This is a genomic window from Hymenobacter montanus, from assembly GCF_014699115.1.
In the GTDB taxonomy this organism is placed as follows: domain Bacteria; phylum Bacteroidota; class Bacteroidia; order Cytophagales; family Hymenobacteraceae; genus Hymenobacter; species Hymenobacter montanus.
The window spans coordinates 90992-113033 of record NZ_JACXAD010000017.1 but is presented as its reverse complement, the minus strand read 5'-3'; the positions used below and the strand labels follow the sequence as shown (position 1 = coordinate 113033).

Genomic DNA, 22042 nt, shown 5'->3' with positions numbered 1-22042 from the left:
ATAGGGTAAAACCTCCGACTCAGCGGTTCGGCAAAGCGTGATCCTAGGGGTTAAGCTTTTTTGGGTTTTAGCTTTTTGGCTTCTTCTTCGCTGATGCCCGTTAGTTCTACTATTTGCGATATGGGAAAGCCTTTTCCTTTTAAGGCTTTGGCAAGGTTTAGTTTTTCTTTTTGAGCGCCTATTTTTTCCGCTTCCTGTTTAATTTTAGCCTGCAGCTGATAGTTGGGAACATACCTGGTACTTTCCTGTATCTGCTGTAACAGGCCGGTATCGCTAAAGCTATTGTAGGCTTTTTCTCCGATGATTAAGTGATCTATCACTTCAATACCCAGAATGCGGCCTACCTGTAATAAACGGTCGGTGATGTCTATATCTCCTTGGGAGTGCTTCATTTCCCCCGTAGGATGGTTATGTACCAATACCATTTTTAGCGCGGCTTTTTGTACGGCAATCCTGAACACCTGCATCGGCTCTACGGGTACACTGGTCGTAGTTCCGAGGCTAATCAATTCTAAGTATAAAATACGATTGGCATTGTCTAAACCAATCGTCCAAAAATGTTCTTTGTTCCGGTCGATTTTATTTTCTCGCAACAAGACTTGCTGCATTACGCCATAGATGTCGGTGGAGTTGAGCAGCTTTATTTTTTGAGTATCGGTTAATTTTATATTCATCTTTTTTAAGCGTTTTATTGCTAGAGCAGGATGATAAAGGTAAGGTATTGAGTGGGACTGTTCTACGGCGGTTTGTAACTCTTGCATTTAATTGGCCAAGTAGCTCTCGGTTGAACTTACGTAGCGTTGACCAGCCATATATGCATCTGATCGAGGCAGCGAAGCCACCTTGGATACCCGACGCAGCTTCGCTATTCGTGACCAGGCCGTGCGGCTACTTAAGCGGAGCGGCAGCAAACGATGTCCTCACGTTGTCGCACCACAGCACTACGCTTTTGTAGTCGACAGGCTTGGTGCCAGGTCAAGGCGAAGTACCCATAAACATTTTCAAGTGCCCAATACTACATGCTTGGCGGCGTGGAGCCACATCTGCAAGTCGGAGCCTAATTCCCCAGGACCAGCAGTTGCATTTATAAGCGATGCCTTGCAGGCCGCGGGCTGCGCCGACATCGTGCAGGAAAAAGCGTCGTCCTCCAAAGACTACCGCAGTTCCAGCAACTGCTGACTCGGCTGCGCGCCTGCAATACGCTCCTTAAAAAACCTCGTGATGCTGATGACGGACTTTCAAGACAAGGGGCCAAACACATAGGCCACCACCCACGCCGTGTCCACATCCTCTACCTACCAGAGCCAGCGCGGCTGCCGCTTGTAGCCCAATCACATCTCGTCGGCGTAGACGCACAATGTTGTGGGTTGCTGGCCTCCATAGGCCGGATGCACAGGCGGGCGCTAGTTTATTTACTCGATCTTTTTTTAGCTGCGCCATCACCACTTGTGGGCTGATGCCCAACACACGGCCCGTGTCGCGGATGCCGCTGCCATTCAGGGCAAGCGCTTCAACGCGGTTGCCCATACCGGCCCTATGCTTGTAGAGCAACTGAAAGCGGCGGCAGACCGTGCACCGTAGACTTGGTGCCCCACGGCCCATCGGCCGTGGGGCTATGCCTGTACACGTGCTCGGGCTGGTGGCAATGCGGACAAACAACAGATTCGTGGACTATGACGCAAGATGTCTCTTCTCTACTACAGTAACGCACAACCAGCTTTTTCATATCTACAACCTTTCTTCTATTATAGCCTTATGAGATTTAATCATTTCTTTTTTCCATTTTGGTGTAGTTCCTTTCCATGTGGAATGATGAAATTGCATCTCAAATGCTTTTGCGTGCAACACTCCTTCTCCAGGAACATGCCCTTTAAGATGACCTTTTCCTTCATGGACGGCAGCATTTTGTATGTTTTCCACAGTAAACTCCCCATTTGTTGTCCATAAACGGCTTTGTAGCTGAAATGTCATTGTACCATTCGTAACACGCATATTTGCAGGAGAATCTTCCTGCCCCATATATGAACGATTCCCATCATTAGTCTTAATTTGTAGCAAAATATTGGGGGTTTTTGATGGTTCTATATAACTCGTTGAAGTTTTACCATTGTGAAGTTCTGAAATGGTAAAGCCCATGTCTTTCCCTTTTGATACTATATCCGTTAATGCACTATTGATCATATTCATTGTCCCTGGGCTCATGCTAATCGGGTCTTTTCCCATTATCTGGGGAAGTGTTTGTCCATATTGCAAAGCAGTTTCATGATTTATGTTATTTGAATAGTTTGCACCAAATCCACCCCCTTGAATTCCTCCCAATAAGGCAAACATTTGCTCACTCATGAAAATTACCTGCCCTGTAAATCCTTTACTATCGTTTCCCAGATATTTACCATCTAATCCATAAATTGGAGAATGAGGCATCATCCCATCTGGGTCAATAAGAGATACAGGATTATCAAAAGCATAGTTATACGGGCTGTGGCTGCTCATCTTCCCCGCGAGCGGGTCGGTTGCCATCCACCTTCCAATACGTGGGTCATAAATTCTTGCCCCAAAGTCATAGTTGCTGTTGAATTCGGCATCCTTCTCCTTCCCATTAAACCCAAAGCGGTAGCCGGTAATATCGTTCCAGGCTCTTCCATTCATGGTTAAACCGAAGGGATAGTAATCGCTGGTGCTGGTTACACTGGCCCACACGTGGGGATCCTGCATGCCTACCTTATCGCTGACGGTGGCCAGCACGTTGCCCAGGTGGTTGCTTAGCTCGTAGTTTTTCTCCCCCAGCCTGCGGGTGCCGATGCCCACGCCGCCCTTGTACTCCCCTATCCGGGAACTACCGTAAATGGGCTGTTCAATCAGGCTACCGTCTTTGTAAATAGCCATTACATTGCCGGAAGCATCCCGCAGGTAACGCGTAACGGTTATCGTGTTGTTCACTACCACCTGCTTCTCCACCCGGTTGCCGGCCGCGTCGTACCGGTAGCGAATGAGGAGACTGTCGTCCTTTACTCCCACCTGACGAATCTTGCCGTAGGGCGTCCACTGGATTTTCGTCCCCTCGTCCTGGTCGAGCACCAGGTTGCCGATGGCATCGTACTGGAAGGTGCCATTGTCCACTATGTGCGCCCAGAAGTCGGTGCCCTGCGCGGAGCGGAAGTTGAGGCTCATCTGAATCTTCTCCAAAGCCTTTACCTCCACCAACTTGCCGGAAGCTACGTAGGAGCTGCCCGTTAAGGTCAGGTTGCGGTAGCGGATGTCATCTTGCACCACCCTGCCACTGCTAATGATTTTATCCTTGGCGACGGGTTTGACTTCCCGGAGCTTATTCGTGCCGGGGTAGTAAGCGTACCGGAAATCGTCCTGCAGCGCCGCCGTTTCATCGCGCCGCTGGAGGGTGAGCAGGTTGCCATTGCCATCATAGGAGTAGTCCTCGTCGTAGGCGCCCGCAGAACCCGAAGCGCGCGCCCCAAAGCCACTGCCGGCCTGGTAGCTCGTCAGGCTGCGGCTTTGCACGATCCGGTTCAACTGGTCATACTGGTACAGCATGCCCTGCATTCCCTTGGTGCGGTTGTTGGCCAGCTCGCCAAGCTTGGGCAGGTCGGTCACCATCCAGGCGATGTTGCCGTTGTAGAGGCCCTGGTGTCCCATCGTCTGCCGGAGCCGGGGCCAAAGCTTATCGCGGGAGTCGGACAAGGCTACCGAAGCGTTCAGCGGCTGGTAGTCGCCCTGGTAGTAGCCCAAGGAGTAGGCAAAGGCGTCATTACCCACCGAGGAGCCCGGGCTGCCATCCCGGCCCGCATCACCGGCGTAGGGCATGTTCACCCCTTTCAGCCAACCCTGCAGGGTATAGTAGTGGTCCAGCCCCTGCACCCGGTACTCGCCCAGCTCCACCCGGGCCAGCGGGCCGTGCAGGTAGTACTGGTATTTCGCCTCCTTGTTCCAGAGAAAGCCGTCGCTGGAAGTGAAGACCGAGGTCAGCCGGTTGTCGGCATCGTATTGGTAGCGATGGGTGAACTCGTCGGCCTGGCCATACTGGTAGAAGACGTAGTTGACCTTGCCGCTCACCAGGTCGTAGCGGTAGTCGGTCCGCTTGGGGGCCAGGCCCGGCAGGGCCTGCAACAACGACCGCACGTTGCCGTGCACGTCGTAGCTGTAGTAGGTGGCGATGGTGTCGGAGAACCCCTTCTCCAGCATGGCCGTCCAGGAGACCCGGCTGCGCAGGAATTGCTGGGCGAAGACCGACCGGAGGGATTTTTTAGGGAAGTCGTAGTATGTGAGGGTGCGGTCGGCCAGTTGGTAGTCGCCCCGGCCCGCCGAGGGGAAGGAAGGGGAATCCAGCGAATCCTTCAGGGCCGCGAGCGGCTGGGCCGTAGCCAGCTCGCCCACCTCCCTAACCCGGCCCTGCTCGTCGTAGCGGGTGTAGGAATAGGAACGGGCTGGCTTGGTCGCCAGTATTGGCGATTGCTCGATGTTCTTCCGTTGCTCGGCGTTCTGCGAGAGGCGCAGCTGTCCCTTCTCGTTGTAGAAGGACCGCGACTCCCCGCCGTCGGGCGTGTGTTGGGCAACTAAGGCGTTGAGCGAGTTGTACTGGTAGCGGGTCCGGAGCAGGTGGGGCGGGTCGGTGCGGTTGCCGGCCAGGAAACTGGCCACCCGGGCAGGGGTCAGCGGCTTGACGCCTTCGGGCGGCACGGTCTGCGCCAGGTTGCCGGCCTGGTCGTAGTAGTAGAGCGTGTAGTGATGTTCCTTCGACGCGTAGGTGTAGCGCAGGGCCTCACTCACCCGGTTCAGGCAGTTGGTCCGGTAGGCGGCGTAGGCCGTACTGGTCAAGCCCTCCAACAGTTTATCGATGGCCAACTGGATGAGGATGCTGTTCTCCTGGGCCGCGTTGGCCTGGCATTGGGCCACCAGATCGTTCAACGAGAGCACGACGGAGAACGGATTATGCTGGTCGTAGGCCAGGCAAGTATTAACCACCCAGCCGGCAACGAGCGTGCGCGTCCGGCTGACCAGCGTCAGGGTGCGGGCTCCCGGATTAGTAATTTTATAATAATACCGGGTCCCGATATCGGCGAGCGTCAGCGGGGGCGTGGTGTAAGTAAAAGCCGTCGCGGAAGGGCTCGCCTGGAGGGCGGTAGTCCTGCCGTTGGCCACTTTGAACCACTGGTAAAGGCTGGCGGGCGTGGTGGAGCGGTCTACCGCGGCCGTGAACGTGAGGGTACGCCCCACGGGCACGGTGATGCGCAGGCGCAGGTCCACCGAATCCTGCCTATTATAAGAAAAACTCGTTCCGGGTAGTTTATGCTGGATAGTATATAGTAAGTGTTCAAAAGTGAACTGATTATCCATAATGGCTAGATCCGACAGAGTGGGAATGGTGCAAATACTCGTGGGAAGGACACCCGTCAGATACTTGTTATTGGACAGCGCCAGCATCTGCAGGCTGGTCATCCCGCCTATTTCCGCGGGAATTGGTCCCGACAGGAAATTATCGGATAGCTGAAGGATATAGACCTGTTTAAGATTACCAAAGCTCGTAGGGATGGAACCCGTCAGCGCATTGTTCATTAAATACAAGCGAATCAATTTACTCAACGCTCCGATTTCGGTTGGAATGGACCCGGTTAGTTGATTGGCGCTCAACTGGAGATAGGTTAAATTCTGTAATAAGCCAATGGTTCGCGGAATCGGGCCCGTTAGGCGGTTATTGTTCAGAATGAGTTGGCTCAAGTTCGGCAACCCTCCAATCTCGGCCGGAATTGGCCCGGTCAGGTTAGGGTTAAGGCTGATAGACAGGCTATTCAGATACGTCAGGTTGATCAGGGCAGCAGGAAGGGAGCCGTTCAGGCGGTTGTTGGAGAAGCTAATGCGGGTAACGTGTGGTTGGTCGACCCCATTAACCCTGACCATCGAGACCGTTACGCCCGACCACTGGCCGGCTAGCAGCGAATCCAAACTACCAGTTTGCCAGCCTTTCTTATTGATCCAGCGAGGGCCGCCGGTCGCATTGTATAGGGCCAGGAGTGCCTGGCGCTCCTGTTCGATGGTGGAAGGAGGAGGTGGGATAATCGTGGGCGTAGGCGAGGGATTGCCAGTGGACGGGTTCGGAGAAATCGGGGTGGTCGTGGGCAGGGGCAGGTACAGGGTCGTATCGCGGACGCAGGAAATCGGGTTGGCCACCGCCACCCCATTCAAGCTGCAGCCACTACGCTGCAAAATCGCCTCGATGGCCACCAGCGAGGGGTTGGTAGCCAGGTCTTCAATGAGAATAACCCGGAAGAAATTTTTGGGGTTGCCGTTGAAATACGTTTGCAAATGGCCCGCCACCGCTATGCTGTCGGCCGCACTCAACTTGTGGGCGCACTTGTTTTGGATGGCGGCGATGCTCATCTGCAGCTGCGGGACGCTGACCGGGCCCGTGGCTCCGTTGGTCTCCCCGTAGGTGGTAATGCCATCCGACGTCTGGGGCAGCCCATCCATCAACTGCAGCGAGGCTTTCGCACCCGGGCAGTTGTTGTATTCGGGAATTTCCAGCTTGGTTTTCCGTTTGGCCTCCAGGTAGAAGCTCTTGTAGAGGGTCCAACGCTGCTGGCTGAGTTGGGCACTGTACGCGGCCGGGCTCAGCTGGGAGCGGCGGCCCATCAGGTCCAGGTACAGCAAGTGCTTGCCGGCCGGATTGGGTTTCCCCTGCTCGTCGATGTAGAAGGCGGTGTTGGCCGGATCGATCACCTCCGTAATGGGTCCCCGGTAGGTCCTGCTGTCGTCGGGCGTGCCGTCATTGTTCGAATCAACAGGTAGGGTGGCCACAAACACGTCGTTGAGCTTGGCCGCCGCGCTGGCTTTGTAGTCAGCTCCACTCAGGGCCGGGTTATTGAAAAACGGATCCAGGTCCAGGGTCCGGTGGTAGCCTTTGCTGACGGCCGTCTCCCAGGTATCCACCCGCGCCAACTGCATCTCGAATACATCGCTCGGCTGGTTCTTGTCGCAGAGCAGGTATTCGCAATAGGCGGGATGGGCCCTAATGCTGTCGAGGGGCACCTGGTAGGGTTCCTCCCCCGCTTCTCCGTACTTCCCCTGGTAATAGGCTACGATCTGCTGGTAGATGTTGTCACAGTTGCGGGTGGCCACCTCCTGTATCGTGGTCTCAATAACGCTTTCCGCCTCCGGGCAGGACTCGGTACAGATCGCGCAGTTGTCGGGTTGCACCACGTAGCTGTCGCGGATCTGCTGGATCTGCTGCTGAACCGAAGGATTGGCTAGCACCAGGGTGGAAAGCTGCTCGAACGACAACTCGTGCGGCGTAAGCGTTTTCACCACGGTATAGTTGCCAATGTCGGGCAGCGACAAGGTGAAAGCCGCGTTAAGGGGCGTCGGACTGGCGCAGCTGGCCGCCGAAATATTCCGCCGCTCATAGCTGTATTCGCTGGTGGATTCGTTGCCGATGGCCTGGCTGATCTTCACGGGGAAACCTTCCGGATCCGTCAGCGTGATTTTCAGATCGAAGGCGCAGGTCTGGCAGCCCAGCTGCTCCAGGGATGCCGCGTAGGCCGACAGGTCGTATTGGAAGGTGTACCCGGTATTCGGACTGGTGTTGAGCAGGGTGTGAACGGTCGTGCTCACGCCATCCTGGATGGCGTTGCGGGTGCCTGCATTGACCGTGATGGGTGCGAGGCTCAGCGCCGTATAGCTCGGTAGGGCCTGCACGTTGTCGGGTTTCTCCCCGGCCAGAGCCGTGGCGATGGTGCGCCCTTCCTGGTCCTGGTAAGTCACCGACACCTGGCCGTTGGCGTCCACGGCCAGGTTTTTGCGATAATGGCTGGCCGCGCCGACGTTGGAGCCGAACAGGCGAACCAGTTCCTCGGTCACCGCCGTGCCGTAGAACTGGCGGCTGGCGTGGAGGCTGTCGATGCGGAAGCGTTGGCCCACCCCGCCCTGCCGGCTTACCCGCCCGGTGGCGTCGTTGAGGTATTCCGTCTGGCTGTAGACGTAGCCGTTAGCCTGGGGCGTGTAGTTCCGGTGGATGCTGGTGAAAGGATTCAGCGGGGAGTAGTATTGCGCGGCTCCGACCTGGCTGGACATCGGGCTGTTCTCCAGCCGGTAATTGTCATAGTTGAACTTCTGACGGCCAGCGCCCGTGTGGTCAGCTACGGCCGGGAGAAGCGGGGAGAAGGCGTGGAAATTGGCATGGTAGGTAAGCGCACTGTCCCCGGCCGGTACGGCCATCACCTCCACCGATTTCCGGCCTTCGTAATCGTAGAGGCTCTCCCCCACCAGGGTCCGTCGCTCGGAGCTCAGGTTGGTCAGTTGCTGGCGAGTTCGCAGACTGCCATCCAGGTACGAAACCCCGTGCTTGTACTCCCCATTTTCGGTGAACGCGGTTTGCCGCTGCCAGGTCTTATCCGCTTGGGTGTTGTTGACGGCGATTCCCGCGTTACCGCTGTAGAACCATTGGCCGGGAATCCGGTGCGTGGGATACGCCGGATTATAGCCCACGGCCCGGGTCCGGTACCACAGCCGGCCTTTGGGATACACCAGGGCGTGCTGGTAATAACGGTTGGCCGTGGAAATGCGAACGGGCTCCTTGTAGGCGAACGCCGCGTCGGCCGTTGCTCCCGCAAAGGGTTCATGATCCTCAATGAACACCCATTCCAGGTCGTAGGAGGCCGTGGCCGTCCCGGGATGGTTCCATTGGACGCTGGCATAGCCATTGGCCAAGGAAGTGTTCAACGTGATGGCCGTCGACGGATTGAACGCCTCCTCCAGGTGTTTGAAGAGGAGCACCTTGAGTGAAATGTTCTGCTGGGGCGTCTCGGTGCTCGCGGTTTTGGTTTTGATGGCCACGTAATAGTTGCCGTCGCAGGAAACCAGCGTATCGTGAAATACGGTGGTAATGAAGGTCTGGGTGCCCATGTCCACGCGCAGCGGCTTAGTCCAAAGCACCTCCGAGCCACGCAAGAAACTGACCTCCAGATCCGCCGTCCAGGGCTGGGTGGTGTTGCGGTCGCCCAGGTCGTAGAGGAGTTGTACGCCCACGTAGTAGCGTCCGCTCAGGCAGCGTGGACCCGGAAATACGTTCTTCTGGATCCCCGCGGACAAGTCGCTGAACAGGAACTGGCGTTCGACGTCCGGCAGGGGCAGGCGGCCCTCCCGGCTCACCCGAATGGCCGGGGGTATCCGGGTCACCGATTGGGCGTGCCCGACTGAGTACTGCAAAAAGCCGAGAAGGAGGGCAAAAGCAATGCGACCCAGGGCAAACAGGTGTTTCACCGCCGAACGTTTCATGGGCGTTGGATAAAGGGAAGAGCTTACTGAAGGAAAGGGCTTACGGGAGGCTTATTTGCGATCTTGCAGCCGCTTTTTCAGGGTTTCGATTTCCTGCTGCTGGGCTTCCAGCTTGTGGTCCTGGTTAATCATATAGAGGGTCAGCTCCTCGATCTTTTTCAACAGCAGGGCGTCCATCTGCCCCAGGCTGTGGCCGTTTTCGGTCACTTCCCTGGCCGAAGGCAGCTCCTTCAGGTGCTTGTTGGCTTTCAGGTAGCCATCCACCTCCTTCAGCGAGGGAAGCTCGTAGGTGGGTTCGAAGACGTAGTCCGGCCAGGTGGCGCTGGTGGATTCCACCCGCACGTCCTTAGCCCCGATTTGCCCGTTGACGGCTAACGTGTAATTGTTGGGGTTGGAAGCCAGGGGAGTTCCGATAGCCACCTTGCCTTTAATGATCAGGTCGTTCTTGCCAGGATCCGCGTAGCTGTAGTCATCCGAGACCAGGATCCCGCCCGCCTTCAACCCGTTAGCATTCAACCGGTTGTAGATGTGCAAATACTGAGCCGTCTCGGGGGTATTGATGGCCGGGGTGGCGGAATCGATGAACAGTCCGTTGGCGCCGATTTTACCCGCCACCTGCAAGGGGTAAGCCGGCGCGTCGGTGCCTACGCCCACGTTACCGTTGCCCAGGATGGTAAACAATTCGGTTGAACTAGCAGCGTCGTTGCCCCGGAAAAACCGGTAGGCGTTGGTACTGCTGGGAATCTGGAAGCGGAAAGTGGAAGTAGGCCTAGCCTTTAGGACTCCCAACCCGTAGAACTGGTGGTCATTGTCGGCATCCTCGAGCAACACTAGTTTTCGGTTTCCTGTGGTGTTGCCCAGTTGCAGTTGGGCGTGAGGGTTCGGGGTACCGATACCTACATTGCCTGCCGCCAGCAGGTTTCCTTGCCCGTAATTGCTTCCACCGGAAACGTAGCCTACTAGTAGGCTAGCATTGGAAATTTTGACCGGGGCGGTCGCCGAACCGTTCAGGTTCAACCCATTGTTTTCCTGAATGGCCGTCACATCCGCTCCCCCCGAGGAGGAAAAGGAAAGCAGTGATCCTGATCCCATAGGACCGCCCGAACCCACGTTGTCGATCACCAGTCTCCCGTTCACTTGCAGCCTTCCGGTTGGCGTATTCGTGCTGATGCCAATACCCATGCTGCCCGCCACAATTGAATTGCTATGCACCGTTAAGTTATCCCAGATACCCACCTCCCGGAGGCCCCCCGCGGAACGGTTACCCGCGATAATCAGCTCTTTATGAACTCCGTTGTCATTGTAAATGGCGGCTCCGCCATCCCCTACCCCGTACGCGGACCAGTCAGTATAAGCGGGGGTCAAGGCATAGGTGCCCCCAATACTCCCGCCATCCACGTGCAGTCTGAACATCGGCCTAGACGTACCAATGCCCACGTTGCCAGTGTTGTAATAGATGTTTGTACCCGTAGTGGTCCACTGAGACAAACCCGGAACCACCTGGGCATTACTTTCCCTAGCTAGGAAAAACAGGATAGGAAAGAGGAGATGCTTTTTCATGAAACTGCGGTGTTGAAAGTTGAAATAGCTAGAGAAGATTTTAACTGATTGGCATCTCCATTTAAAGAGTCGCAAACCTTTTCAAAGTCCCTCAGATTGGCTGAGGTGGTAATGCTTGAAGCTAACGGCCGGCTGGACGGTGCCACCCGAACGCGTGATGTAGCGCGCTTCCGCGAACACGTCCGGCCCGAACCGGGGCTGGGGATCGAACGTGAGGAAATGGATGGCTACCAGCGGACCTTGCCGGTACCGATACCGGATTTCCGACAGGAAGCCGGTTCCGCCGTCAATCAACAAGTCGATGCGGTCCACGGGGCCTTTCTTTTGCACGACCCGGTAGTGATCCGTGTGGCCTTTCCGGCCCAGGTACTGCGGATCCTCGTAAAAACGGAAGAGGCTGTCCAGATTCGGGGCTTTGGCGGCCTGAAAGGACGGGCCGGCGCCGGGTTTCCGGGTGTTGAACATCATCTCGCGGGCCGACTTGTCCACCATCACGATGAACCGGGCGTTGAGCAGCATTTCGGTAGTCCCGAAAAGGTACCAATAATTGGCGCCCTCCCGCTTGATGTCCGCCTGCTCCTGGTAGTAGGGGGTAGTGGCGGTTTCTTTTTCAAAAGCCTCAATCCGCATTACGACGTGCAGCCGGTTGCTCTGCGAGTAGAGCTTTTGCATGCGGGTGACGGCCTGCTTGAGATCCTGGGCCCTCAGCGATGTGCCGGCCCACAGCACCAGGGCCACGGTCATCAAGAATCGGGCTCGCATCCGGGGGGTTGGGTTAGTTGCCATTGCCCTTGAGGTAGTTCACGTTTTCCGTGAGGGTCTTGATGCCCTCCTCGGTTTCCTTTTTGGTCAGGTAGAGGTTGCCTTGGGCATCGTAATAGAAGAAGGAAGCGAAATTCTCCTCGTCGAGGATGGCGCGCAGCCGGTAGTCGTTCAGCTGATAGACGTAGCTCTTCATGTTGCCTTTCTCCGGATGCAGGCGCAGGTCGTCGTACCAGGCGGTACCGGTACTGCCCGGGCGGAAGGTCACCTCCAATTTGGCATCCTTGTCCGGGCAGGTGAATACGCCCCGCACCTGCTGCCATCCTTCAATCACCGGACCGGCCGGCTCGAAGAGCACCGAGCGATTAGCCAGCAACGTGCCCTGCGCATTCTTGAACGTCAGGGACACGCCCAGGTCGTCAGCCAGCTTGGGGGTCTGTACTTGCGAATTCTTGACCGATACCCAGGCCGAAAGCAGGTAAGACTTACCGGTTTCCAACTGGAGCTGGGGCTGCTGGAAAGTTTTTATGGTCGTGATTCGCAGGCTGCTTCGCCCCGCGTGGGCATAGGTCGTATCCACATCGGGCTCCACGCCGGGGTTGACTTGGTTTCTCACCCGCAGGTTTCCGAACCATACTCCGCCGAAGGGCGCGCGTTTGAGCACCAGCAGCGAAAAGGCGGGCTTGGTAGGATGCGCCTGCTTGCAGACCACGTCTACGTCCTCCTGGTAGTTAGTCACTGGGAAAAACAGGCCGAAGGCCCGGGCCTGAACATCCACTTTCGTGACTCCTTCCAACTCGCTGAGGCGGGCCTCCACCAACACTGACTGGCCCACGCCGATGTTGACGGGATACGTGGAATATTGTGACAAAGGCCGGGTCCCGAACACCCAGTTGCCGGTGGGGTTTCCATCCAGGTGCTCAAAACTGGTGAAGGCCATTTCCGCGTGCCGGGTGTTTACCCCGTTGGCCGAGGGCAGGTGGCCGCCGTAATCGTATAAGGCCGCCGAATACACCCCCAGCGCGTCCCGGTTCTCCAGCTCGTAGCCGGAGGGACTGTAGAGAGTCTTGGATTCGGCCTTGATCCAGTGCGGGATGGCATTTAATTCCGCTTGCGGCCAGTTGAACTGTTCCGCAGTGAAGGTGCCGTCGGTGGCGGTCTTGACCGGAGCCGAGGCCTGGCGGTCCACCTGGTAGACATAGGTTCCTTCGTTCCGCCATACGCCCTTGGCGCCATTGAGGTAGCTGTTGCGCGCCCCCAGTTCCTTGTTGTCGTAGGCCAGGGGCCAGACATCCGAAAACGTGGAAGCGGTCGTCTGCAGCACCTGTTCCTGTTCCTGCGTGAGCACGGTCAGCACGGTGTCCTTGACCGGATTGACGTCCGGGAGGATCGTGACCGACTTGGTTTGGCTGATGTTGGTCGCGTCACAGGCGCCGCATTTGTAACTGACCGTGAGACGAACCGGGTAAGTACCTGGCTGGGCATAGGCATGCATGGGATCAGCCTCGTTTGAACTCCCCCCATCCCCGAACGACCAGTTGTAAGACGTAACCTGGCAATTTTGGGGATTGCTCAGGGCAGGAGAAAAGATGGTGGCGCATACATACTTCCGGTAGGTAAAGTCCAGGGCTGGAGTGACATTCGGAAGGATCGTGATCGACTTGGTTTGGCTGATACTGGTCTCTCTACAGGCGCTGCATTTGTACCTGACCGTGAGACTAACCGGGTAAGTGCCCGGTCGGGTATAGGTATGGATGGGATTGGACTCGGTTGCACTTCCCCCATCCCCAAACGACCACTCGTAGGACATGATCTGGCAATTCTGGGGATTGCTCAGGCCAGGAGAAAAGGTGGCGGCGGTGGTGGTGGTGCACCCGTTCTGCTGGGAAGTAAAGTCCAGGGCTAGTCTATCCAAGGTGGACACGTCGAAGAAAAAACACCGGTTGTCCAAGAAGTCGACGCCAGCCCCGGTCTGTAGGTTAGTAGCATCCGCGCCGGGCTGGTTGAACCGGCCCAGTTGGAAGAAGAAGCAGTCGTCTCTTCCCGTATTGGCCCCCACCGTGGCGGGGGTACCTCCAAATCCATTCTTGCCGCCGGAAGCACTACCGGTCGTCCACTGCATATCCCCGTAGTAAAAGCCCACGTTGTTGCCCACCCCAACTAAAGGGTCCGAACCATTCGTGATCACGAGCTTGAACGTGTTACGTAGGTCAGCCTGCATTCCAAAATATCCTACGTGGTCCCAGATAACGGTTACGCGGGTGGCTTCCACCTTGTAGTAGACGAGTCCACTGTCGGAATTGCGAGTATCCACATCGGCCCAGAAGGGGGCTACCATGGGGTATGTGGAGGGAAACCCGGAGGAGGAATATGTGTCGTATGGCCTTCCGAAAGATATGTTTCCGTTGTTGTTCACATAGATCTCTCTATAAGAGTCTCCATAAAACGTAAACGTGAAAGGCAGCTGGATCGCCTCCGAGGAACCATCGTCGTTGCGGTCTCTACCATAGACGATCAAGGGTCTAAAAGAACGATCGCCGACCGGATTTTCGATGAAGCACGGGGGCGGGGGCGGGGGGGGCGGGGGAGCCGGCCTATTGGCAAGGGATTGCCCGGCAGCCACTCGCAAAAGGCTGGCTGGTACGGGGTAGTTGGTCAGCACCGGCGCTTGCACGGTGGCTGGCAACCGGCCCTCTGCCTTGGCCCGTTCGTACTCGGGGCTGTCAGCAGTGAGGGGGGCCTGGGCAAAACCGGCCCTCACAAGAGTCAATACGATGCCTGCTACTAGGAGTAATCTGGTCATTGGGTTTTCGGAATGGAACGGGTGACCGAATGCGTGCGGGGGGCTCCGGGCCTGGTAGGGTCCTGCAAGGCAGTCACGCTGCCCGCCATGACGCCCAGTTGGTTTCGGAACCCGGATCGCACCACCAGGCAGCGGTAGTTGGTTTGGGTCAGCTCCCGGTCGGCGACCAGCTGACTGGCCCCGTTGCTCTGCCCGGTATACACTCCGCCCGCCACCGGATTGGCCAACCCTCCTTCTCCGCCAGGGTATAGCAGGAGTTCATCACCGGGCTGCAAGGGCAGCGTCCCGGCGCCCGGGGAAAACTCGTAGAGATTATCCCGGTACAGGCTCCTTCGCACCTGGCTCACCGAGAAGGTCAGGCCAATATTTTGATAAGCAGCCCCCATCCCCGGGTACTGGGAATAGGCGGGGATGAAATAGCTGTAGACCGGCGCGTTGAAGTTGTTGTTCACCACCGAAAGCACGGGGGCGCCCGTCAGCCGATCCCACTTCAGGTGCTGGGTGGTCAGCTCCGAGCCTTCGTTGTGGGCCACGGTCTTCTCCAGGATGCCCGTTTGGAAGATGACCTTGTTGGTGACCGCGCTCCGGAGTTGGTTGGAGGCCTTGCTAACGGATGGCCATACCGTTCCGATCGGTATCGGCAAGACCCCAATCACGATGGGGATGTACAGGATATCCAGGTTGGCGCTGGCTCCCCCTTGCCAGGTGTTGTCCTCGTACTGCCGCATGTCGGCGAAGAACTCGTTCTCCTGGCCCAGGGTGTAACGTTTGAGGCTTGGATTCGACAGATCAGCCGCGTCGGCCAGACTCAGGGTGCCGTCCGCGTTCTCCTTGAAGGTGTTGACCAGGGCCTGTACTTTCTCCCCCTCGTAGAGGCGGGGAGCGACCCGGTATTGGTACGCCACCCAGGAGATCGGCTCGGGCTCCAGCTTACCTTGGGGATCCTGCCGGTAGTTGCTCACCCGTTTGGGTTTGCCGTGCATATCGTTGGTCCGGATGCTGTAGCCTTGGCTGGTAGACAGCTTGGAGATGTTGATGCTGCCCAGGAAAGGGATGAGCACGGAGAGTCGGTAGGGCTTGTTGGCTTTTTCCGTTTCCTCGGTGATTACCGGAAAATCCCGGGCCGTGTAGAATTCGTGCACGGTGGCCCCGGTGGTACCGTAGCTGATGCCCTCCCCGGAAGGAAAAATGGGTTTGTTGTCGGGCGTCGTGGCGTGGCGTACTGATTTGCCAGCCAAGCTGGCGGCCGCCAGACTAGTGACCGTTACCTTGGAGTATCCCACCTGGGCCCCCGGATAGTAAGCTTCGTTAACGGGGTACTCAAAGAAGAGATTATTGTCGGACCGCAGGGGAACGGACTGTACGTACTTCTTGGCGTAGCGCAACGGATTCTCTTCCCCGCCCACCAGGGGCTCGTAGGCGGCCACGCCGCTACTGATGGTCTCGCCGTTGTCCACCGTGGTGTATTCGTAGACCTGGCCGTAAACGCCCTCCCCGTCGTGGGCCCAGTTGTCCTTCAGCGTAATTTGCCGCACGCGCAGCCCCCCGCCGAATTTGGACCGATCGGGCGATTTCAACCGGATCCAGGATTCGCCGGCCACCACTTCCTTGCCCCAGCCCTTGTTGTTGCAGTAGTTGTTAAACCCCTCGAACATTTGCCGGATCTGGGTGAACATGCTGCTCAGGCTCCTGATCTGGTCGATCCGCTCGCTGGTGCTGGTGGTGGGGGTGAGTCGGCGGCCGGAGTTAGCCAGCTCCGGCTGGTTGGTCCGCAAGTGCTGCCAGGCCCGCATGGAAAAGGGGTGGCGGCCATCCTCCGCCTTCACGTGGAAGTAGCCGTAAGCATACCGGCCCTGGGCGTCTTTCTCCAGCCCCATGGGTTTGGCGAAGTCGATGTCGGCGTAGCCGGAGATGTATTCGTAAAAGTCTTCCCCCGGACTTCGCAGGTTGATCTTCAGCTTGAAGAATAGCTGTTTGCGTTTCGAATCCAGGTATTTGCGCACCTCGGCCGACCCGTCAACGGGCTGGCTGCCCGGGAGGGGCTTCTCCAGCGGGAAGCGCACTTTCAGGTTGCCGGCATTCAGCTCGAATTTGGCGCTTCCCGCCGCCGTTTCAGGAGCCTGGTAGGGGTCCACGATCTTGGTCATCTGGGTGGCCACTTCGTGCTGCACGTAGCCGTAGTCGTCGGCCTCGTAGTCCACCTGGATCTGACCTCCCGAGGGCAGGGTAATCTGCTGCAGGCTCCAGGAAGCCGCCTGGTCCGCATACGCTTGCTTGTTGGCGGGATCCTGGTCTACGTAGGGCGCGTCGTGGTTGTACTGGTAGTTTCCCGCCGGATAGGGCTTGTAGTTGCCCCAACGGTCGTAGGCGTGCATGTCGTAGGCGGGATTGCTCGTGTGGTAAGCGAATACGTAGGGATTGAGGCTACCCCGCTTGCTGCTGCCGTACTCGAACCACACCTTCTTCAGGGTCAACTTCCCTTTGCCCTCGCTGCTGTTGTGGATGCCCGGGCAGAGGGGGTAGCTGGCGTCGTACTCCAACTTCACCCGCTTCAGCGGATGGGTAATGCCCGCCGAACGGGTGTAGAGCTGAACGCTGTCGAGCCGATGGACGGCTTTGCCCCGGGCGTCGGTATCCTGGAGCTTAGCGGCCACCCCGAAGCCATCTTTGCGCGCCGAGGTGTAGAACCGGGCCACGTGGGACTTGGTCTCGGCCCGTTCCAGGTACCAGAGTTCCTTCTCCCCGTAGGTGAAAGAGCCCTTGTCGTCGCGCGGGTCGGTCTTCCAGCCTTCCTGGTAGTGCGCTTTGGAGAAGGGATCCCGCCATTTGTAGCGGTCGGTATCAGTAGTGGTTTTCCGGTAGGTGAACTTCACCCAGTAGCCCAGGTCATCCGGACTGACGCCGTCCCCGGTCACGTCCACGTAGTCCGGGCCCACCACCGAGGTGAGCAGGTAGGAATGGGCGTAAGGGGGTATTTCCATCCGCTTGAGGAACTGGTCGGTGTTGTTGTGCGAATAGCTGGGATCCCCCTGCCCACTGTTGCCGACATTCACGCGGTTGACCTGGCCGGCCTCCTTCCTCACGCTGAAGGAAGTCTCCTCCTGGTACAGGTTGTAGGCGGGAATGGCGTAGGTGTAGCGCAGTCCTTCCCCCGTCAGGGCCGTGTAGCCTGCCGGATGGTGCCTGGGTAGCCCAGCCCGGGAATAGTCGACTTCAGCGCCGCCCGCGTCCCGGTACTTCACTTTGAACAAAGAAAGTTGTTCGGTAGCGCCACTCAGCAGCTGTTGGTTGGTCACGGGCTGAACCACCTGGTGGCGCGGCTTGCGCTCCCGGTTATAGGAATCGGTGGCAGGCGCCGCCTTGGCCGGCAGGGTCGCGTTTTCCAGGGCGGCGTCCGCCAGCGGGTTGCTGTTCGCTCCCGAAAGCCTCACCCGAACGGCCTCGGCTCCCTTGATGTCGTCCAGCGGCTGGGCGGATTCGCGGTTGGCCTCTCCGTGCACCTTGAAGTACCAGGGTTCGTAGGGATCGTTGAGTCGTGATTGTTGAAACTTCGCCGGTTGGGCCAGCAGGTTGTTATCTGCCCATCCTCCGGAGGTGGATTTGGTGAAGTTGACGCTCAGGTTGACCCCAATGTGGGAAGCGGCTGGCCCCACGTCCACGCCGACGGCTCCCCCGGCGGTTTCCGAGGATACTTCAGGATCGCGAACAATGCCGTAATCGTTGCGCATCGGCCGGTACATCGCCGAGAACCCCTGTCCAGTGGCCGAATAGATGTCGTACGTCAGCGAGGGGATGGCCAGGTTGGGCGACTCCTGGGTGATGAGACCATCCTTTTCCCGGTTGAAGTCCATCAGGGCATCGGACGCGGTGGCGTCCTGATAGTGCAGGTAGCCGTAGGCCGGCGCCTGGACCCGCTTCCTGTCGTGCCTCAGGGTCTGCTGGCTGTAGTAGCCCCGCACGTAGGGCGCGCCGAAGATTCCCCACCAGGCGGCCCCCGCCTTGAAGGTGGCCGCCAGGTTGATGTTGCTCATTGGCATGGTGATCTGGGGGGTGTAGCCGGGATGGGCAAGCGAAAGGGAAGCGGAGCTGGCATAGCCGCCAACGCTCCAGGTTCTTTGCTGGTCGGGGTGCCGCTTGTTGGGATAGTAGTATTGCTTACCACCAGTACTGTGCGTGAAGGAAAGGGTGTGCAGCCCTTCCTTAGAGTTGTACCCCGAGCCCAGCCCGAACTCGCCGAGCTTGCCCTTCAGGTTCAGGGAAGGATTGACGTTGACGCCTTCCTTGGAGTCCAGGCTCAGGTTCAGGCCCACTCCGCCGGTCATGCCCGAAACGGTCCTTTGAAAGCCCAAGTTGGCATCGATGCTGTAGCCGAAGCCCTTGTAGTTGTTCTGGGAAACCCCCAACCCCACGCCCAGGCTCGCATCCTTGCCGAACACCTCCACCTGCACGCCGGCCCCTAGTCCGACGGTCACGCTGGGAGCAATCGACATCTTGGTGTAGACCATATCCCCGCTGAACTCGTCGGGCAGCCCCCGCATCTGCCGGGAAACCGAACCGGGCTGGAGGCTCCATCCCAAACCGACCCAGCTGGCTTCCTGATCCATCCCGATGGAGGATTGGTAGGAGAGGTTGAACGGGTAGCCCCCATTGGGACCCGGCAGTTCAAACAGCGGAATGTTGTACGAAAAGTCCCCGCTGAACACGTCGACCATGTCGGTGGTGGCGGCGGCCTGAAAGCCTTGCGTCTCCGGCTGGCTGGGTCCTCCCGTCAGGGCGTAGGCCGGGGGAGGCTGAACGGCCAGCACCAACAGCCAGGCCGCCAGCAAAAGGCAAATCGTTCTTTTCCGGGAGCGTAGAATTGTTATCATAGTTGCAGGGCGGGCAGGTTGTCTTTGGATACCGTAATCGTCAGCGGCGCCGCGCCGAATCGGGGGGAATCAATCACCAGGGAGGCTTGCCGGGCTTGGCTGCCGTTGTTTTCAAAGCCGACCACAAAGGTTCGGCTGTTGGCGGACCGGGTCGCGTACTGCTCAAAATGGTACAGCACGCAAGGCAGCCGCTGCCCACCCTCCTCCAGGTGGATGTCGTTCTGGAACTGATAAGAGAAATAGTACAGGCGCTCCTGCTTTTCCGCGGTCGTGCCGGCCCGGTAGGTCATGAAGTTGGCCGCCGCATCCTGCAGGCCGACGGTGACGGTGAAGTATTGAAGCTGGTCGATTTCCCGGCGAACCTCGGTGGCAGCAGAGCCGGGCGAGGCCCCCGCTCGTTGCAGCCACACGTAATCGGTGGGGGTGTACTGCACATCCCAGACATATTCGCCTTCCGGCTTCTGAACGTGGAGGCCATGGCTGTAGTCCTGGACCCAGGCCAGGTAGGAAGGCGGATCCAGCTTTCCTGAACACGCGCTCAGGCCCAACAGCAGCAGCGGGGCCGTTCGGAGCCAGCGCCAGTTTCTCCGATAGGGGTCTCTTTTTTCCATGGACAAGAAGTCTGGTTTCCGGCGAGGGGGTTTCCGTACTGGTCTTTTGGTGACAGGAGTTGGGTGGCTCAAGGCCGGGCCCGACCCGAATCCGGCAAGTGCCCGCCGGCCCGGCAGGGGGCTCACCGAAAGGAGTATCGGTATGGGGTTCATTACTTGGGACTTTTCACCTGGAGAAGGTCTCTTTCCCGCAGGGGTTCCACGAACAGGGTGTGAACGCGCCTCCTTTTTTCCGGACACTCCAGGTAGACCATCTGGTCCCGCTGGCTGCCGCAGGCATCCTGCACCCGCATCAGGACGTAATAGTTGGGGTTCTTGTCGAGGGTGACCACTGCCGTGCTTCCGGCCGCTTCGATGCGCTGCTCCCGTGGTTGATAAAGGAAGTTCGTCCGTTCCTCGTCGAGCACGTACCAGTTCACCTGGTAGGGGGCTTTGCCGCCCGAGATTTCCCCGTGGAACTCTACGGCATTTCCGGTCGGCTCCCGGCAGGAGAACCGCACGGGATTGACTACCAGCCGCACGTTCGGCAGTTCCTTGCGGACGGGCTCAATCTTACGGAGGCACAAAGCCAGCGTCTGTCCGGATTCATCCCGGGCCTCAACGGTGTAAGTCTCTCCGGTCACCCACTCGGCAAACAGCGGCCCCAGGTCGATCCGGAAATAGTTGCTGCCGTAGGTTTTGGCCAGCCGGTAGGAGACCAGCGGTTCCCGTTTCCAGTTGTAGACGGTTAGCGGAAGTTCGGCAGCGCGGCCCAGCCGGTCTTCGTACTGGAGGTTGAGGGCTCCTTCCTGCAGTTCGTGAACGGTGGTAGGCACCCCCTGGTTGAGGTTGAGGTAGTAGGAAGCCTCCGGTTCGGTCTTCGCCGGTTGACTCCAGGCAATCTGGGCATGCAGCAGAAAGGCCCACAACCCGTAGCCTGTCCAGGTGCTAAACAAGCGTCTTTTCATCGGTCGTCGCGTGAGTTGGTGCTGATTCCGGTACGGAGCATCCAGGGGGAGTAAGAATTTTCGAGAATGCGGGTGTTTTGCAGTTGGTATCCCACCGACAGGTTCAGGGAAAGGGAAGAGCTCAGCGCCAACCGGTAACCGGCACAAATCATCAGGTTGTGCCGTTTGAAGATTTCCCGTAATTCCGGATCTGCTTCCCCGTAAGAGTCAAGCAGGTCCTCGGCCTGCAGATAGGCCTTGCGGGCCAGGAATTCGGCCTTCAGAAAAGCCCGCACGCCCAGGGAGGGATGGACTGTCCGCCCCTGCCGTCGCAACAACAGGTTCGGACCCACGCCCAGCGACAGGTTACCCAGGAAGTGGTAGCCCAGGGCCGGAGAAAACTGGACGATGTTTAGGTTGACGCCCGACATCCCAACGAGGCCTTCGAAATAGGAACGCTCCCAAAACGTAGGCTTTTGCGTGTAGGTGAGCAATTCTCCCTTGGCCAGCTGCTGCGTTTGGGTGAGCTTCAAACGGGCTTGCTTCAAATTCACTTTCCGAAGGTTGGCAAACCTGGAAAGCTGGTCAGTTTTCAGCAGGCCAGCCGCCATGGGCGACAGTTTTTGCAGGGAGCTGTCGGGCAGGGTCCAGCCGGCCAGGTCGGTTTCCGGGGCCCCCGCTGCAGGCACGCCAGCGACGGGGAGTGGCACTGCCGCCGCTGGGGCCGGCGGCACGTTGGCCGGAGGGGAAAAGAATTCCCGTTGAATGCCCCCAAGAAGCTTCTCCTTGGAAACCTCCTGCTGGGGAATGGCTTCCCCCGCGTGCCGGAGGGCATTGCCTAATGGGAGGCCAGCCAACGAATCGGCCCGGGAGCGCCATAGTTTTTCCGAATAAACCGGCAGGGAGGGATAACTACCCTTCACCGACAGCAACGAATCCCGCAGCGCGGTTGCCCGGCGCGTGAGGGCCTCGGATTTGGTCGCGCTCAGGGCGCGTCTTGCTCCCTTCTCTACCAGCTCCGGCCCGGACGAATTGCCCAGTGGCAACGTCTGGCTCCAGACCGAAAGCGGGTAAAGCAAGCATACGGCAAAAAGAGGTAGCTGTATTTTCATGCAAGTAGGTGATTGAGTAGCAACTCCTGCCGTTTCGCGGCTGGAGATAGCTAAGGCTTTTTTAACATAGCCCGTTCGCGCTCCGGGCGACACCGCGTTGGGCGAAGGGAAGGTTTGC

Annotated in this window: 10 protein-coding genes; 1 reads left to right on the top strand and 9 read right to left on the bottom strand. The window is 58.1% G+C overall.

From position 1 onward, the window contains the following. Positions 1 to 50: 50 nt before the first annotated feature. Positions 51 to 761, bottom strand: coding sequence for a JAB domain-containing protein (locus IC235_RS15150; protein ID WP_223847331.1), 711 nt, complete (start codon positions 759 to 761; stop codon positions 51 to 53). Positions 762 to 1005: 244 nt separating this feature from the next. Between IC235_RS15150 and IC235_RS15145 the strand changes: the two genes are divergently transcribed. After that, positions 1006 to 1179 carry a hypothetical protein gene (locus IC235_RS15145; RefSeq protein WP_191006032.1) on the top strand — a complete coding sequence of 58 codons (174 nt, stop codon included), beginning with the start codon at positions 1006 to 1008 and terminating at the stop codon, positions 1177 to 1179. 549 nt (positions 1180 to 1728) lie between these two features. On the opposite strand, the gene IC235_RS15140 is transcribed toward IC235_RS15145, so the two are convergent. From IC235_RS15140 to IC235_RS15105, 8 genes are all read right to left on the bottom strand, one after another. Continuing rightward, positions 1729 to 9282: an RHS repeat-associated core domain-containing protein gene (locus IC235_RS15140; RefSeq protein WP_191006031.1), complete on the bottom strand. Its 7554-nt coding sequence runs from the start codon at positions 9280 to 9282 to the stop codon at positions 1729 to 1731. Between the two features lie 51 nt (positions 9283 to 9333). Beyond that, positions 9334 to 10842 carry an autotransporter outer membrane beta-barrel domain-containing protein gene (locus tag IC235_RS15135; RefSeq protein ID WP_191006030.1) on the bottom strand — a complete coding sequence of 503 codons (1509 nt, stop codon included), beginning with the start codon at positions 10840 to 10842 and terminating at the stop codon, positions 9334 to 9336. Positions 10843 to 10923: 81 nt separating this feature from the next. Beyond that, entirely contained in the window at positions 10924 to 11604 is a 681-nt protein-coding gene (locus IC235_RS15130; RefSeq protein WP_191006029.1) for a LolA family protein, read from the bottom strand. Between the two features lie 13 nt (positions 11605 to 11617). Further along, positions 11618 to 14407, bottom strand: coding sequence for a PKD domain-containing protein (locus IC235_RS15125; RefSeq protein ID WP_394355272.1), 2790 nt, complete (start codon positions 14405 to 14407; stop codon positions 11618 to 11620). After that, positions 14404 to 19275 (bottom strand): hypothetical protein, encoded by a 4872-nt coding sequence (locus tag IC235_RS15120; protein WP_191006027.1) that lies wholly within the window; start codon positions 19273 to 19275, stop codon positions 14404 to 14406. The genes IC235_RS15125 and IC235_RS15120 overlap by 4 nt, the downstream gene beginning before the upstream one ends. Further along, the gene (locus IC235_RS15115; protein ID WP_191006026.1) at positions 19272 to 19886 is read right to left on the bottom strand and encodes a hypothetical protein; all 615 of its coding nucleotides are present in this window, start codon (positions 19884 to 19886) and stop codon (positions 19272 to 19274) included. Before IC235_RS15115 ends, IC235_RS15120 begins: the two co-directional genes overlap by 4 nt. Before the next feature lie 152 nt (positions 19887 to 20038). Continuing rightward, positions 20039 to 20833, bottom strand: a complete 795-nt coding sequence (locus IC235_RS15110; RefSeq protein ID WP_191006025.1) for a hypothetical protein — start codon at positions 20831 to 20833, stop codon at positions 20039 to 20041. Then, positions 20830 to 21924, bottom strand: coding sequence for a hypothetical protein (locus IC235_RS15105; RefSeq protein WP_191006024.1), 1095 nt, complete (start codon positions 21922 to 21924; stop codon positions 20830 to 20832). Before IC235_RS15105 ends, IC235_RS15110 begins: the two co-directional genes overlap by 4 nt. Positions 21925 to 22042: the final 118 nt, after the last annotated feature.

Bases quoted from the DNA above. Each gene is read 5' to 3' on its own strand.
- IC235_RS15150 (WP_223847331.1), bottom strand. From the start codon at position 761: ATGCAAGAGTTACAAACCGCCGTAGAACAGTCCCACTCAATACCTTAC.
- IC235_RS15140 (WP_191006031.1), bottom strand. From the start codon at position 9,282: ATGAAACGTTCGGCGGTGAAACACCTGTTTGCCCTGGGTCGCATTGCT.
- IC235_RS15135 (WP_191006030.1), bottom strand. From the start codon at position 10,842: ATGAAAAAGCATCTCCTCTTTCCTATCCTGTTTTTCCTAGCTAGGGAA.
- IC235_RS15130 (WP_191006029.1), bottom strand. From the start codon at position 11,604: ATGCGAGCCCGATTCTTGATGACCGTGGCCCTGGTGCTGTGGGCCGGC.
- IC235_RS15125 (WP_394355272.1), bottom strand. From the start codon at position 14,407: ATGACCAGATTACTCCTAGTAGCAGGCATCGTATTGACTCTTGTGAGG.
- IC235_RS15120 (WP_191006027.1), bottom strand. From the start codon at position 19,275: ATGATAACAATTCTACGCTCCCGGAAAAGAACGATTTGCCTTTTGCTG.
- IC235_RS15115 (WP_191006026.1), bottom strand. From the start codon at position 19,886: ATGGAAAAAAGAGACCCCTATCGGAGAAACTGGCGCTGGCTCCGAACG.
- IC235_RS15110 (WP_191006025.1), bottom strand. From the start codon at position 20,833: ATGAAAAGACGCTTGTTTAGCACCTGGACAGGCTACGGGTTGTGGGCC.
- IC235_RS15105 (WP_191006024.1), bottom strand. From the start codon at position 21,924: ATGAAAATACAGCTACCTCTTTTTGCCGTATGCTTGCTTTACCCGCTT.